Origin of the sequence: Streptomyces inhibens (assembly GCF_003389455.1) — a bacterium.
In the GTDB taxonomy this organism is placed as follows: Bacteria; Actinomycetota; Actinomycetes; order Streptomycetales; family Streptomycetaceae; genus Streptomyces; species Streptomyces inhibens.
The window spans coordinates 1-14,881 of sequence record NZ_QUAC01000310.1; the positions used below are offsets into that span (position 1 = coordinate 1).

The following is a 14,881-nucleotide window of genomic DNA, read 5'->3' on the forward strand; positions in this document are numbered from 1 at the left end:
TGAGGTGCATTGCGACATCGGGGTTGCGCCGGTGCGTCCCGCCGAGTTCGTGCACTTCTCGATCGCACAGATCGCCGGACAGGGCGCGGGGTAGGGGAGGGCTGTGGCGTATCCGGTGGTCAGGGAGGGCGACAAGCTCGTCGTCCTCCCGCCTGAGGGAGCGAGCTGGCTCCCTCCCGCTCTGATCGTGCCGCTCAAGGGCACGGGGAGGTTCACCGCCTGCGGTCCGCACGTCTGTGTGCCGACCGATATCGAGGGGATGGCTCCGGTGACGGCCGACTATGTCCGGCCTCTGTTCCCCGTGAAGGGGACAGGAACCCTCACGTTCCATCTGATGCCGGCGCACAAGGCCGCCCACAGCAACACCAAAGGGGGCCTGCCCCTCGTGATCGATGACGGCAGGACGAAGCTGGCGTATACGTACACGGTCAGCGTCGCGGCCAGCAATGACAAGGGCTCTGACCCCACACCCCCGACGTCCGGGAACGCCGAGTTCTTGCGTCTCCCCATGCCCAGGCCGGTGAACGCGGGCTGAGTCCGCTCAGCCCGTCTCCGTGAGGAATACGTAGTCGTAGGTGTAGTCCTTGCCCTTGATCTGCTTGATCAGGCCCTTGAAACGGCCGGTCTCCGTGAACGTCGCACCCGGGAGGAGAAGGACCTCCTCTTCGTCCGGGTGCTTGGAGAACTCCGCGATGTCGCGGCCGCTGCGGCCCGTGAGGTTCACGTGGTAGAGCACCCTCCGCCCGCCGACCGGAGGGCGCTGGAGCGGCAGGAACTCCAGGGCCTGCTCGTCGTCGCGGCTGGTGCTGCCGAAGGGGGCGAAGGTGTGCCGTGCGCCCTGGTGGAAGGGTTCCCATGCGGCGCGGTAGACGGTCCCGGTGACAGGCGGCAGATGGGAGAGCGCCTCGGCGAGCATGTCGGCGTGCAGTTGGCCCTCTTCGCTCAGCCGTTCCGACAGTGCCTCCATACGGCTCTGGATGGCGTCCAGCAGCCGTTTGGTCTGCCGCTTGGACGCGACCCCGTCGAGGTCGCGCGCCGTATAGGCGTCGATGCGCCGCTTCAGCTCGGGGTCGCGCCAGGTGGCGAAGGGGATCTCGGCGACCTGGTCCTCCTTCAGCGGGCCGATCATCTCGCCCGCCAGGAGGCGCGTGCCGAGCGTGGGCAATGCACGCCAGGACAGCACGCGGTTGATGAGCTGGTGGCTGCCGCCGGTGTACTGCTCCAGGGCGAGCAGATACGGCTCGGTGAGCGCGGGGTGATGTCCCTGCCTGTCGAGCTTCCGGCGCCTCGCACGGGCGGCGCGCACCATCCGCTTGTCCACGGTGATCAGTCCGTCGTCCTCCGGGCCGGCCTTCGCCAGGTCCAAGTAAAGCTGCGCATGCGGAGGTTCGGGCAGCGCGGTGCCCGGAAGGGTCTCGCGGAGGAAGACATGAAAGGCGCGGTACATGCCCACCGCGTCCTGGGAGGAGGCGGGCAGATCCGCCAGGCCGGTGAGCCCCGCGGCCTTGGCGCCGCGCAGGATCTCGTAGAGCGAGTGGTCCCGCGTAGGCAGCATCCAGGCGACCACCGCGAGAAAGAACTGCCGCTCCACGAGCTGCCGGTCCTCGCCCGCGGGCGGACGGAGCCAGTGCATGGCGCTGACCATCCTGGTCGTGGTCCCGGAGATCCCCGCCACCAGGGGCACACCGTGCTTGTCGTGCTTGCGGTACCAGAGGGCGGAGGGATCCATCGCGTACATGGCCGCGCCGGGTGTCCATGGCAGCGGGAACTCGGCGCCCGGCAGCCGGTGGTCGAGCCGCGCCGCCCGCATGGCGTCCGGGGTGACCGTGAGGGAAGCGGGTTGCAGGCGTCCCTGCTCGTCGTGGTCGAGCCCGGAGACCGTGAGGGGTTTCAGATTCTCCTCCAGGTACGCCAACTCCTCCTCGCTGAACGGCATGCCGAGCCTGTCGTACTCGCGCAGCGTGGGCTTTCCCGGCCCCGTCTGCTGATCGGGGCGCTCGGTCCGGCCCCACTGACTGCGGCCCATGGAGACCGCCTTGCCGAGCCCGTGCCGGGCGGGCAGATTGCCCAGCGCGAAGACATCGTCGGCGAAGAGGTGGGCAGGGATGCCCGGCAGCGACTTGAGCCGTTTGCGGTCCTTGCTCAGCAGATACGCGCGATAGCCGCGCAGCGCAGGGGTGTCGAGTCCCAGCCGGTCGGCGAGGGCGGTGTCGCCGTCCAGGACGACGCGGTGCAGAAGGGTCTTGAACGACACCTCGCGCTCGTCGTCGGGCTTCTCGGCCTGCTGGCCGTACTTGTAGTACGCCGCGTTGTAGAACGCCGTCATGAGCTGGCGCACGGTGGCGCCCGAGCCGGGTGCGCAGGCGTCCCGCAGCCGGGCGCCCAGGTCGCCTCCGGTGCCGACCTGGCCGGCGCTGGACGGGTCGTCCTTGAAGAAGGCGCCGGCCGCGCGCTCCGGGGTGAATTCCTGGCCGAGCACCGAGGCGAGGCGCAGCACGGCGAGTTGGGCGACGCGCCGCACGGCGGGCGCACGCTCCAGCGCGACACCGAGCCGCTGCTCGTACTCCGTGGTGGCCGACTGCCAGCGCGGTGAGCGCCGCGCGCGCTCGTGAGCGTGGGGTACGCGGAGCGGAGCCGGCACCGGGGCGAGCGCGGGGCGGGGCGGGGCGACTGGCGCGGGGGCCGGGTCGGGGATGTGGCTCGGGCCGGCGACGGGCTCGGGCTCTGTCGTGTGTGCGCCGGTCGGGTTCATGGACTCACGCCTCCTGGAGGGACGGGAACCGGCTCTCGTCCAGATAGCGGCCGAGCTTGAGATATTCGTCGCGTACGGCAGCCAGCAGCTCGCCGGTGCCGACCGGGCGTCCGGACTCGGCGGCGCGATAGGCGGCGGTCAGCACACAGCAGCGAATGGCGCCCCCGGACAGGTCGAACTCCTCGGCCAGCAGGTCGAGGTCGAGCCCCGGGGCGCGCGGGACCTCGGTGCCCAGGCAGCGCTCCCACAGGACACGTCGTTCGGGCGCGTCGGGGGAGGCGAACGGTACGACGAGATCGAGGCGGCGCAGGAAGGCGGTGTCGATATTGGCGTGCATGTTGGTGGTGAGCAGCGCCAGCCCGTTGAAGGTCTCCAGGCGCTGCAACAGATAGGCGGTGGAGGTGTTGGCGTACCGGTCGTGCGCGTCCACCGTCTGCGCGCGTTTACCGAAGACCGCGTCCGCCTCGTCGAAGAGCAGCGCGGCGTCGGTGTGCTCGGCCTCGGTGAACAGCGCTTCGAGGTGCTTCTCCGTCTCGCCGATGTACTTGTCCACGACGGTCGACAAGTCGATGACATACAGATCCAGGCCCAGATCGCCCGCCACCACCTCGGCCGCGAGCGTCTTTCCTGTCCCGGAGGGCCCGCTGAACAGGGCGCTCACCCCGATCCCGCGCCCGCCCCCGGGCCGTAGCTTCCAGTCCAGCAGCACGCGTTCCCGGTGGCGGGCCCGACGGGCCAGGTCCTCCAGCAGCGCCCGGGGCTGCGCGGACAGCACCAGATCCGCCCAGCCGGCGACCGGGCGCACATGCCGCGACATCCGGCCGAGCGCGCCGTCACCGCGCCGGCTGCGGCAGGCGCTCCGGTCGAGCCGCGCCGGGACCGCGCTGCCGTCCGGGCGCAGCTCGACCGGCGCCGTTGCCCCCGGGCACGACCAGTCCGGGTCCCACGGCCGGGCGCCGGTCAGTGTCAGGGGGAGCGGGGGAGCATGCGGCGCCGTGAGCGGCACCAGCGACTGCCGTACGCCGTACGGACCCCCGTCGGCCAGCGCCTCCACGGGCCCGGCGACCAGCCCGACGCCGCGCAGCCGCGCCTCCAGCGCCGCGGCCCGCAGGAGGGTGTCGGGCGTGTGCGCGCCACCGGAGAGCCCGGACAGATCGAGCCGGATCACGGGGCCGCCTCCGGAGCGTGGATGCTCCGTACGGGCCGAGGCGCCGCGCAGGTACAGGGGCGGTCCGTCCCGCTTACCCAACGGGCCTCCGCAGTCGGTGAGTTGGGCGACACCGCGGAGCGCGCCGGGAAGGACTTCGGGCTCGTCGTGGCCGAGCAGATGAGCGGCCACCCGGTCCGGCACGCGCAGGGCCCTCGTCAAATACGGACGCGAGCCCTCCTCGCCCGGCTCGATCTCCAGCAGTCCGCCCGCGCGCAGCGCCCCGTCCGGATCCAGCGCGGCCCGCCCCCGTACGGAGTGCGGGGGCAGACCGCACAGCACGAAGGTCAGTCCGATGGTGGCGCGGCGGCGGGTGATGTCGTCGTTGAGGTAGCCGTAGCAGCGCTCGACCCGTGCGTCGAGGTCCGGCGCCAGCGCCACCAGCAGCAGATCCCGCTCCAGCTCCGACAGTCCGAAGCGGGCGGCGAGCCGGCGCAGCGGCACCGTGCGCCCGGCCTCCTCGGCCTCTTGCTCGGTGGCGTCCAGCGCCGCCGCGGTCAGTGCGTCGCCCTCGTCCGGCGGCAGCGGTGCGGAGGTGCCGCGCAGCATGTGCGGGGCGAGCTCGTCGGACAGATACAACCCCCGGAACGGGTCGTCGGGGGGCTGCGGATCGCACTCGGCCCGGGCGGTCACCGCCCGCTGGATGCGGGACTGGACCAGCGCGAGACGGGCGAGGAGCGGGCGGGCCTCCGTCTCGTCGCGTCCGTATGCCGCGGCCGGGGCGGTGGCCGTCATGTGCCCTCCTCCGTACCGGACCCGGTGGCGGGAGGCTGCGGCGTGGACGTGGGTGTGGACGTGGACGGCGGCTGGGGCTTCGGCTTCGGTTTCGGTTTCGGGGGCCACTTCTTCCAGTGCGGCGGGGGTGTGGGAAGGGGGAACTCGATGCGGCTGTCGGGGAGTTCGAGGTTCTTGGTCACCCAGTGGGTGTAGAACGCGGGCATGTGCGTGGGCAGCGGCAGGACGACCGTCACATTCAGCACCGGCTGGAGGAAGTGGCCGACCGCGCTCCACAGCTCGGCCAGCGCCCGTTCCCCGATCGGCGGGCGGCCCACTTCGAGGAGGGCGGAGAGCCGCATCGCCTCCAGCGACTCCGGCAGCTGGACCGCGAACTCGCGGTCCCGTGCCAGGTCGATCAGCAGATCGCCGAGCATCTGGTGGGACTGCCGCGGGTCCGAGGTCCAGGCCGTGACCAGATACGACAGCCGCGCATAGCGGGGCGGATCGTGGTGCGCGACCTTCCGCGGGTCGGGCTTGTCGTCGCTGTAGAGGTTGACCGTGCCCGTCTGGCGGCGGTCCAGGTCCTCGCGGATGTCGTGGAGGTAGATGCCGACGGTCTTGGTACCCGGCGTCTCCCCGGGACGTTTGCCTCCGGTCGGGGGCGTGAACTCGACCGTGAGCCCGGCGGGCCGGCCCAGGCCCTCCCGTACGCGGTCCTCCAGCGCTGCGTCGACGAGCTGGATCATTTCGCCTCCCGGGAAACCGCCCGAACCGCCTGCCGCACATCCATGCCCACGTCCGTCACGGCCCCCGGAACGTGCATCCCGGTGTCGACCGCGAGGAACTGCTCCCCGGCCGTGTCCGCCACATACAGGCGCCGCTTCGCGGGGTCCGGGTGTGCGGCGAGACCGGAGAGGGCCTGGCCCGCCTTGAGCGTGAAGCGGACGATGCCCGTCCCGGCGTCGATGACCTGCACCGTGTCGCCGCCCTCGGCGGTCGCGTAGACCTCCCGGCCATCGGGGGAGACCGCGAGCCGCGAGGGGGCCGCGAGGCCCGTCCAGGCGCGGGGGAGAAGCTCGGGCGGTCCCAGCCTGATCCCACTGACCCCGTCCTCCTGGGTGAGCAGCGCCTCGTCGGAGCCGGACGGGAAGTCCACCGACCCCGCGCCGGCGGCCACCCTTCCGCCGAGGGAGGGCCGAGCGGGGTCGGTGAGGTCCAGGACGTACACCCCTTCGCCCGCGGTGCTGAGAAAGCCGTGACCACCGAGCGGATGTACGCACAGCGAGTGCGGCCGGCCCGCGCCCGGCAGCGCGATCCCGGCGTCCGCACGGGCCACCACCGCCTCACCCGTGGGCCCCAACTCCAGTACATGGAGGGAGCCTTGGCCTTTCTCATACGTGGCGACATACAGATGCGCCGGATCGCCCGGCCCGGTGGCCAGGTCACACACCGCCGTGAGGCCGGTATCGAGGGTGCGCGCCAGCGTCGGTCGCTCGGCGGAGTCGGTCGCGAGGACCCATAGCGTGCCTCCGGCGCCGACCGCGTAGATCCGCTCTCCCTCCGGCGTCATGGTGAGGCCGGCCGCGGCGTCCCCGGAGAGGGGGACCGTCGCGCCCGCCATCTCCACGGGCGCGGAGGCGTCCGCCAGCGACATGACCTGGAGGCTGCCGGCGCCCTCCTCGGTGACCAGCGCATAGGCGTACGGCTCACTCGGGTGCTGCGCGACGGTCCGGGAGGCGGCGCGCTGCGCCGGGCGTGCGGGACCGGTCAGGACGGCCGAACGCCGCAGGATCGAGATGCTGTTGTCGCCGGGATGAGCGACATACGCCCGCAGCCCGTCCGGGGCACAGGCGACACCCGCCGAGGGGGCGGGGGCGGGCAGGGAGGCGGGGGTGAATGCGGAGGGGGAGAGGTAGTGGACCACGGGCCGGGCCGTGGCGCGGTCGGTGACGTACGCGTAGGCGCCGTCCGAGGTGCATGCCACCTCCTCGGGCTCGCAGCCCTCCGCCGGCGCGAGCGCGACGGTGGTGACCGAATCCCCGCGCACGGAGACGGTTTTGTCCCTGAAGTTGGTGATGTAGACGGGACCGTCGGGGCGGGCGGCGATCGCGCAGGGCTCCGCGTCGAGCAGGGGTGTGGGCCGGGCGTTCTCGGTGACCGTGAGGGGGTCCTCCGGGTCGAGCGTGAGGACGGTCAGGGCCCGTTGCCCGCCGTGCTCGGCCGCACTGACGACGTACAGCTCATCGCCACGGCAGACGATGCCTCGCGATCCCTTCAGCTCCGGGTTGTTGCCCCGCAGCGGAATCAGCGGGGTGTTCGACGACTGGGGCACCTGGATGCCGTGGACAAAGCCCTGCGTCTGATGACTCGCGTACAGGTACGTGCTGTCCTTGGAGAGTGTCAGCGAGGCCGAGGACTTGCCCTCGTTGAGCCGCGGGAAATTGAGCCAGCACTGGTGAGTGAAGGTCAGGCCGCCGTCCTCGGAATGGAGCTGGGTGACCCGGTTTGTGTCCTTGCATGCGGCGTAGAGGTAGTTCCCGTCGGAGGACAGCGCCAGCCCGTACGGGTTGACCAGCCCGCTCGGCTTGATGGATTCACGGGCTGCCCAGCCGTCTTCCGTCGACTCGAAGACCGCGATGGTGCCGTTGTCGTAGCTGGCGACATACAGAAATCTGCCTTGGGGGGACAGGGCGAGTTCGTGCGGGCCCGAGAGAATCCCCTCGGCGGCGGTGATGTTGCCGGTCCATTCCCACTCCGTGCTCCGCCGCTTCAGGACGGAGACATGCCCGTTGCCCGGCGGCCGGTAGTCCGCGACGTAGAGGGTGTCGCCGTCGACGCCGCCGATCTCCACGCCGACGGGCTCCGCGCACCGCACGACGTCCTCCGCGATGGTCGACATTCCCCCGTGGAGGTCCACCCGTGAGAGCGACTGTCCGCCGGAGTTGGCCGTGAGCGCGTATCTGCCGTCGGGGGTGACGGCGACCCCGCGCGGGGACGCGCCGCTCGGTAGCGCGGTGGCCGTGACGTCCACGTCCCCGCCCAAGGGCTGGCCCGCTTTCGGGGTGACTTTGAAGAGCTGGTCCGACTCCGGGCTGGTCGCACAGACAACGGTCTGTGTGTCGACGGGGCTGGTCGCGATGCCCCAAGGCTTCACCTTCTCCGCGTCCCCGGGGAGCGGGATGGGCTTCGGCTCGCCCGGGGAGTCGCCGGACAGGTCACTCACCATGATGCGGTGGGCCGCAGAGTCGGCGACAGCCGCCCAGTCGCCCTTCGGCGTCACGCAGACGGAACGGGGGCGGGAGGAAGCCCCGGTGCCGACCCGCTGCGCGACCGTGGGCCCCACCCGCACGGGGATCAGCCTGCCGGCCGCCTGATCGGTGACGTACGCGTGCGTGCCGTCGGCCCCGAACACGACCGAGGCGGGTACCGCGGCGCCCAGGGCGACATCCGTACGGGTGCCGCTCAGCACACCGCCGACGGTGCCCAGATGCACGGCGGTCAGCAGGCCCGTGGTCCGGCTGAGGACATAGAGCAGGGTGCCGTCCGGTGAGAAGGCCACCGTGTGCGGCTGTGGGGTGACCGGCAGTGTGGTGAAGGTGCCGGGGTGGCCGTCGGTGAGCGGTGCGACGGAGAGCGAGGCCGAGCCGCCGTTGGCGACGCAGATGCGGTCGCCCGCGCCGCTCACCGCCACGGCCAGCGGTTCGTGGCCCACCGCAGGGGTCGAGTGCAGGCCGCGGGCCAGGTCCACCACCGCCACGGTGCCCGGAGCGGCGGGGCTCGCACCCCGGCACGCCACATAGCCGTACGCTCCCGAAGAGGCGACGGCCAGCGCGCGGGCGGGGCCGGGCAGGTGCACGGTGGCCGGCGGGTCGTCGGTGCCGAGCTTGACGATCTTCAGCAGCTTCGCCGCCGCGTCGTCCTTGTCGTGCGCGACACAGAGCAACTCCGCTCCGGGGGCCGCCGCCAGCGCGAACGGCCCGGCGGCCACGTCGACGGGCACCGTGTCGTTCGTACCCGGAGTGTGGAGGTACACCTTGCTGTCGCCCCAGGCCGCGAGGCACACCTGGTCCCCGGCGAGCCCCGCGAGCACCGCGCACGGTGCGCCGGGCGCACTCTTCGGCGTGCCGGACCCCGTGCTCAGGTCGACCGCGGAGAACGAATTGTCCGTGTGGTTGGCGACATACGCCGTGGCTGCCGCCGAATCGGCCGCCACCGCACGCGGGTTCGCTCCTACGGGAGGTGTGGTGACCTCCCGCACCGTGCCGTCCGTATCGAGCACGGCGATCACCAGCTTGTCGGCCGCCCAGTCGACGGCGAGGATGCGCTGCACTGCCGGGCCCATGAGTGCCTTCCTTCCGGGACGGGGTCAGGGGGTTTCCGCGACGGTGACGCGGTGCTCCACGGAGTAGACGGTCTGGTCGTCGGCGAACGCGATGGTCTCGGCCCGCGTGCCGCCTCCGCCCGCGGTCGGTTCGAGCTGGAAGAGCGCCGCCGAGGCGACCCACGCGAGGCCCGGCACCTGCTCCAGCACGCGGTACGCCTCGCCCGCGTACACCGGCCGCCCCAGCGGCCAGCCAGTGCCGTCCGGGCCGCCGTCGACGGGGTTGAACCAGCGGTAGAGAGCCTTTTCCGCCGCGGCTGCCAGCTCCGAACGCTCCGTCGCCGTCTGGTAGTCGGCGGGGCGCACCTGGGCCTCGATACGGATGCCCACGTAGCGCGGTGTCTCCAGCCACACCGGAACCCCTGCGGGCTGCCGGGCCCGCAGCGCTCTGCGCAGGGTGTCGCAGGCATCCTGGGTGGGGGTGAGCATATGGAACGGGAACCAGCCGCGCTCGTCGGCGGTGACGGCCGGGATCACCCGCAGCCGGACACCCGCCTGGAAGGTACCGCCACTGGTGTCGGTGTAGCCGTCACTGCCGTTCGCCGATGTCTTGGTGATCCGCGCGGAGACGATGCCCGGCGGCACACCCGTGCACGCGGTACCCCGTTCCACGCCGTTGCCGCCGGCGCCGAGCGTGGTGCTGTACGGCTCCACGGAGATCTGCAGGTCCTTGCCCGGGACGGCGCCGTGCTGGTCCTTCCCCACCTTCGGTCCGAAGTGCACCTGGCCGGTCAGGGCGTTGATCACGACGTGCTGGGAGTTCACCGTGGAGTTGTGGAAGGAGTCCACCGCGGTCCAGTAGGTGTCCGTGCCCACCACGACCTCGGGCAGTTCCTGCTCCGGCGCGACGTAGACCTTGGGCTGCAACAGCTGGAAGACCTGGCCCGGCGTTTCGTCCGAGATGGCGGTCGCCGGCTCGTCGACCAGGGCGTACTGCAGCGCCTTCACCTCGCCCGTGGTGCCCGCATCGAAGTGGACCTCGTACGTGGTGGTCTCGTCCCCCGACGGGTCGTGGATCTGGAGCGCGAGCCACGACCCGCGCAGGGGCGGGAAGCTGCCGTGGCCGGCCACGGCCCTGTCGATCTCGGTCTCCGGCGGATCGTCCTCCGGACGCCAGCGGGGCGAGGCGCCCAGCCGCAGCGGAAAAGCCCCTCCCAGCACCTTCGTGTCGGCAGTCACGGACGTGTACGCCGCGGGTGCGTCCGGGTTCCACCACGGCATGCCCGTGCGCGGCAGGAAGACGGAGAGGGCCAGGCGGCGGCCGGGGACGTCGGTGTTCGGCTTGACCCACAGGGCGAGTTCCTTCGGTGCCACGCTCCCCGGGATGTGGACGAGACAGAGCACCAGCTTGCCGCCCGGGCGGAACGCGCCGCTCGCCGTGCCCTGCGCCTGGTAGTCGCCCGCTGTGAAGAGATCGGTGGCACCGGTCACCGTCGAATCCAGGTGCAGTGGCGCCACCCCGGCCCGCGCGGCGCCGGTGCGGGTGGCCTCGTCCTGGGTGGTGAAGACCATGCCGGCCGCGGTGATTTCGGTGTCCTGGAGAACCGACGAGGTGTCCGACTCCAGCGTGAACTCGACCATGGTGTCGGCCGGTTTGGCGAAGAGGAGGTTCCGTGCCGGATCGAGCGTGTTGTCGGTGACGGTGCGCACATGGTGGATGCGCGCCATCCCCGCCGAGGCGGCCAGCGCCAGCTCCTCGTAGTCGAGCGGGGTGACGGCCCGTTCGGGCACGGGTGAGCCGAGCGGCCGCCGCCGGGCGTACGCCTCCGATGTCTCCTCCTCGGTGCCTCCGGTGGCCGGCGCGGGGTTGGTCACGGCCGAGACGTACGGCAGCGGCGTACGCAGCGTGGTGACCGTGCGGGCCGGCACATTACCGCGCGTGCCGCCGCCGGTCAGATAGCGCGGAGCGCGTACGAGGGAGCCCTCGGGCAGTGCGGCACCGTGCCGGCGCAGGCCCCGTCCGGTGCGGGTGACCGGCGCGAACACGGCCTCTCCGGTGCGCGGATCGAGCGTGAAGTGCCGGTCGTCGGGGCCGGAGGCGGCCAGCGAGGGGACGTGCGACCACCGCCCCCGCGCCCCGTCCGCGCCGAGCGCCTCGACGGTGAGTGTGTCGGTGGCGTGCAGCAGGGGAGGGTGCGCGAAGCGGAAGCGTTCGCCGGCCTGGCCGGTCGCCCGGCCCAGCTCCTCGTCCTGGACGAGACACGCCTGCACGGCGGGCACCTTGACGGTGAGCACGGGTTGCAGGGCGAGGGAGGCCGGTTCATGCCGGAACACCGGCCCGACCTGAGGAATGCGCCTGACGAGCCCGACATCCCGTAACTGCCAGGGACGCGCGTCATGTTCGGATCCGGAAGGGTCGATCAGCAGCCGCGCGGGGGCGTGGGTGGCGGGGATGTCGAGCGTGATCCGTGTCGTCCCGTCCTCGCCGACCGTGTGTGCCACCAGCGTGCACGGGGCCCAGTGCGACCCCTGCCATGCCTCCCACACCTCCTTCTCCTCTGCCAGGCCCTTGCCGAAGCCGACCTCGAAGGTGACGCGGGTGTCGGGCACCGGCACCGACAGCACGGCCAGCGTGACGTCGGGGCCGGGCGACGTGGCGACGGAGGGCGGCCGCACCGGAGTGTCCGCGCTGAGCGGATAGTCCCCGAAGTAGGGGAGGTTGAGGTGGAAGGGCGGCCCCGCGAAGGGCAGCCCGCCCGGCTCGACCGCATCCCGTCCGGGAGCGCCGAACCGCGTCAGCGAGCCGTGCACCACACCGCCCTGCGCACCCTTCTCGGCGAACCGGCCCGCCGCGACCAGCACACAGGGGTTGACCAGCGCCTCGCACACCGTGCTGAAGACGACCGGTTCCTCCGCGCCCACCGGCCGCGTGGCCACCTCCACACCCGCCGGGACCGGGACCGGCTCCGGCGAGGGCGCCGCGAGCTGGAACAGCACCTCGGCGCGGGAGGCCGAGGCACGGTACGGGCGGACGCCGAGCATCCGCAGCAGCTCCAGCCGGTGCCGGTCCGGCGCCCGGTTCAACCGGTCGCGCAGCGCCTCCACCATGTCGGCGCAGGTCTCGATCAGCGCGTGCCCCGGATCGGTGCGGTCCCGGCCCGCCCACAGGGGCTGCGCCGCGCGGACCGAGGCCGCCGCGGCGCCCGTGATGTCCGCGCGGCTGCGGCCGTCGTACTCGGGCATCGGCAGTGTCATCGTCACGCGCCTCCGGTGACTTCGGTCTTGAACGGCAGATGCGCGGGACAGTGCGCTGCCACCAGCCGGAACAGCGGCAGCTCGAAGTCCTCGCGCCGGCCTTGCACTTGGAGGGTGACGGTGAGCATCCGGCCGGGCGGCGGCTTCTCGTTCCCCTCGTAGACCCCGCCCGGATCGGAGATGTGCAGCCGCTCCGGGGGCCAGCCGTAGATCTCCTCGGCCTCGCGCCGCAGCGCGTACGGCCGGCCGCGGTGCGCGGCGAGCCAGGGCGCGAGCGCGACGGCGGTACGCCGCTGCCGCTCGTCCCAGTCCGTTTCGACGCGCGCGCCCGTGATGCGGACGAGCCAGTCCAGGAAGGCCGGCGGGGCACGCCAGGGGTCGAGGACCTCCTCCAGCCGGTCGAGCAGACCGCCGACCGGGCCGATCGCCGCGCCGACCCCGTCGGCGAAGGCCCGGGTCACCTGGTCGTGCGCGTACACGGCGGGCAGCGGCACGGGTTCCACAGCCGGCGCGTCCTGGTGCTTCTTCGGCATGACGGTGCCGCCCCTCAGCTCTTCTCGACGGTGATGTCCACGTCCAGCAGGTGGACGAGCCCGCTGTCCGACACCTCGATCGCGGGGCGGGTGGCGCCCTCTTTGTCGGTCACCTGCGCGTCGCCGACGGCACGGATCTCCGGGACCTTCTCCAGCGCGGTGAACACATCCCCGGCGTGCACCCGCCGTCCCCAGGCCCAGCCCTGCCCGTCCGGCCCGCCCTGTGTGGGGTGGAAGTAGCCGAACAGGGCGCGTACGGCGGCGTCCTTGACCGCCTGGGCATTCCGCGCCCACGGGTGGACGGTGGCCTTCACCTTGAAGCCGGCGTAGTCCGGCGGACCGGCGTGCAGGCGCTCACCGAGCAGCCGGGCACCGGAGAGAACGGCCTTGGTCTCCTCCAGCGCCGCCCGCGGCACCGCCAACTCGTCCTCCGTCAGGGCACGAGAGGAGGCCGAGGGCAGGGGCGGCACGAGCAGCACCCGCAGCGCGGCCTCCTCCGAATGCCACACGGCGGGTTCGGCCCTGGGGCCCTTGAGGAAGTAGAAGACCTCGCCCACGGTCACCACGGCATCCGGCGAGCGCTGGCAGTCGGGCGACAGACCGGGGAAGGACTCCGCGATCAGCGAGCGCACGCCACGGCCCACGGAGGGGAAGAGCGTGCCCGGCGCATACTTGTAGCGCCGGTGGTAGAACGCCTCCCCCTTGAAGAGGAACACCTCGTACTCATCGTCCGCGTCAGGGACGGGCAGGGCCGCGACGGCGTTGAGATCCTGGGCGAACTCCTCGGGCAGGCCGAGGAATTGCGCCGAGATCAGCTTGCTCGCCGCGGCCCCCCATGCGCACCGCTCACCGACGAACCACAGCCGGTCGACGGCGTTCTTGAGGTGGAGGACGGCGTCGACCTTGGTCTTCGCGAACTCCGGAGGCTCGTCGCCCGAGACCGTCTGCTCGCTGCCGTCCAGCAGCAGCACCCGCTTGTACACCACACCGGTGTCGCCGGGGAAGTAGTGCACGGCCCACGGCTGTTGCTCCGGCCGTACGGGCACCGCGCACGTGGACAGCGGCACCGGGCGCGGGGGCGCCAGCAGCCCCGCCGGGACGGTGGTGTCGGCCGGGCGGACCGTGGCGCTGACCCGGCAGCGGGCGACCAGCGACGCATGCTCGGACAGCAGCCGCTCGTGGTCCTGCACCGTCACCGCGCGGCGCAGCGGCGCCAGGCCGAGCGCCGCCCGGTCCAGGGCCTCCCGCCAGGTCTCCGCGTCCTGACCGGCGGCCAGAATCCGGTCGGCCTTCGCCGACGGCACCCCGGCCGCTCCGTACAGGGGTGTGCCCGGGGGCAGTTCGCTGAGCGTGCCCCGGCAGGCGGTGTACTCGGCGGTGATCGTGGCGCCCTGCTGCGGAACCTCGCCGATCTGCCGGGACCTGCCCGCGAACGGCACCAGCGGCCCGAACACCACCTCGCCCGTCGCCTCGTCCCACCAGTAGCACTCCTCCCGGTCGCCCGCCTTCGCAAAGCTCCGTACGGGAGCCCACACCCGCCCCTCGACCGTGACCGAGGTGAGCGGCGAGGCCGGCGGCTCCGGCAGGGGGACGGGCGGCGACCACGGGCGGCGTGCGGGCCGGAAGCGCTGGGCGGGGACTTGGGCCGAGGTGCCCAGCACCTCGCGGACTTCCTCCGGTTGCTCCACGGCCTCCACCGTTGCCGAGCCGCCCCGCGGAACCTTGACCTCCGACACCGTACGCAGAACGACGGCCGGCTCACCCTCCGACCTCAGCTCGGTCCCCTCGGGAACCGTGGTCTCCTGCACACCGACGGTGTCGCTGAACCGCACCCGCACCCGGCACGGCGTCGCGGGCACCGGTGTGATGCCCATCAGCCGCAGCAGCCGGTCACGCTGCGCCGGCGTCATCCGCGCCACCCGGTACAGGAGCAGGTCCACGCGCTCGGCGCAGGCCTCGATCAGCGTCACGCCCGGGTCGGAGACATTGTGGTCGCTCCAGTCCGGCGCCCGGCCGGGCAGCGCGCGCTTCGCGGCGTCCACCAGCGGCTGGAAGCGGAGGTCGTCCAGATCGGGGAGGGGCAGCTCGGGCATCGT

General features: G+C 72.3%; 8 protein-coding genes. 1 reads left to right on the top strand and 7 read right to left on the bottom strand.

All coding sequences use genetic code 11. The annotated features are described in order from the left end of the window. The first annotated feature begins 103 nt into the window (after positions 1–103). A complete protein-coding gene (locus DY245_RS33160) occupies positions 104–535 on the top strand; it encodes a hypothetical protein (RefSeq protein WP_128510860.1) in 432 nt (143 codons plus the stop codon). Positions 536–541: 6 nt separating this feature from the next. Here the strand turns inward: DY245_RS33160 and DY245_RS33165 are convergent, their stop codons facing one another. Genes DY245_RS33165 through DY245_RS33195 form a run of 7 tightly spaced genes read right to left on the bottom strand, consistent with a single transcriptional unit; the run spans position 542 to position 14,878 of the window. Further along, positions 542–2,752, bottom strand: a complete 2,211-nt coding sequence (locus tag DY245_RS33165; RefSeq protein ID WP_128510861.1) for an ADP-ribosyltransferase family protein — start codon at positions 2,750–2,752, stop codon at positions 542–544. A 4-nt stretch (positions 2,753–2,756) separates the two neighbouring features. Next, positions 2,757–4,694, bottom strand: coding sequence for an ATP-binding protein (locus tag DY245_RS33170; protein WP_128510862.1), 1,938 nt, complete (start codon positions 4,692–4,694; stop codon positions 2,757–2,759). Further along, positions 4,691–5,422 carry a Pvc16 family protein gene (locus DY245_RS33175; protein ID WP_128510863.1) on the bottom strand — a complete coding sequence of 244 codons (732 nt, stop codon included), beginning with the start codon at positions 5,420–5,422 and terminating at the stop codon, positions 4,691–4,693. Before DY245_RS33175 ends, DY245_RS33170 begins: the two co-directional genes overlap by 4 nt. Continuing rightward, complete coding sequence (locus DY245_RS33180; RefSeq protein WP_128510864.1) at positions 5,419–9,018, bottom strand: beta-propeller fold lactonase family protein; 3,600 nt, start codon at positions 9,016–9,018, stop codon at positions 5,419–5,421. Before DY245_RS33180 ends, DY245_RS33175 begins: the two co-directional genes overlap by 4 nt. A gap of 24 nt (positions 9,019–9,042) precedes the next feature. Next, on the bottom strand, positions 9,043–12,252 hold the full coding sequence (locus tag DY245_RS33185; protein ID WP_128510865.1) for a putative baseplate assembly protein: 3,210 nt from the start codon (positions 12,250–12,252) through the stop codon (positions 9,043–9,045). A 2-nt stretch (positions 12,253–12,254) separates the two neighbouring features. After that, complete coding sequence (locus tag DY245_RS33190) at positions 12,255–12,785, bottom strand: phage tail protein (RefSeq protein WP_128510866.1); 531 nt, start codon at positions 12,783–12,785, stop codon at positions 12,255–12,257. A gap of 14 nt (positions 12,786–12,799) precedes the next feature. Then, on the bottom strand, positions 12,800–14,878 hold the full coding sequence (locus DY245_RS33195; RefSeq protein WP_128510867.1) for a baseplate J/gp47 family protein: 2,079 nt from the start codon (positions 14,876–14,878) through the stop codon (positions 12,800–12,802). Positions 14,879–14,881: the final 3 nt, after the last annotated feature.

Excerpts from the sequence above, each read along its gene's own strand:
- DY245_RS33175 (WP_128510863.1), bottom strand. The coding sequence starts at position 5,422 with ATGATCCAGCTCGTCGACGCAGCGCTGGAGGACCGCGTACGGGAGGGC.
- DY245_RS33165 (WP_128510861.1), bottom strand. The coding sequence starts at position 2,752 with ATGAACCCGACCGGCGCACACACGACAGAGCCCGAGCCCGTCGCCGGC.
- DY245_RS33180 (WP_128510864.1), bottom strand. The coding sequence starts at position 9,018 with ATGGGCCCGGCAGTGCAGCGCATCCTCGCCGTCGACTGGGCGGCCGAC.
- DY245_RS33170 (WP_128510862.1), bottom strand. The coding sequence starts at position 4,694 with ATGACGGCCACCGCCCCGGCCGCGGCATACGGACGCGACGAGACGGAG.
- DY245_RS33185 (WP_128510865.1), bottom strand. The coding sequence starts at position 12,252 with ATGACACTGCCGATGCCCGAGTACGACGGCCGCAGCCGCGCGGACATC.
- DY245_RS33195 (WP_128510867.1), bottom strand. The coding sequence starts at position 14,878 with ATGCCCGAGCTGCCCCTCCCCGATCTGGACGACCTCCGCTTCCAGCCG.
- DY245_RS33190 (WP_128510866.1), bottom strand. The coding sequence starts at position 12,785 with ATGCCGAAGAAGCACCAGGACGCGCCGGCTGTGGAACCCGTGCCGCTG.